Source organism: Rhizobium sp. SVR5-2C (assembly GCF_056755115.1).
In genome coordinates, this window is record NZ_JBNDHT010000589.1 from 1 (window position 1) to 236 (window position 236).

The 236-nt window shown below is 65.7% G+C and carries 1 protein-coding gene; it reads left to right on the plus strand.

Translation table 11 applies throughout. The annotated features are described in order from the left end of the window. Window positions 1-236 (plus strand): hypothetical protein (locus ACPYOI_RS37020; protein ID WP_481420600.1); only part of this gene is annotated, 236 nt, incomplete at both ends.

Genomic DNA, 236 nt, shown 5'->3' on the forward strand with positions numbered 1-236 from the left:
GTTGGCCAGGACGTCGTCACCCGCAGCCTGACCGAAACGGATGCCGCCCTGACGACGCAGGGCGATCTGAAGGTGCATGACGCCGACATGACGGATGTCGTCACCGCCAAGGTGCTCTCCGTCTCCGGCGGCGGTGCGGGTTACAATCCGGCAGCGGCCGGCGCGATCGACTTCCTGCACCTGTCGACCAATCCGGTCGTCAACGGCAATTCGGACGGCACGCTGCACTGGACCTT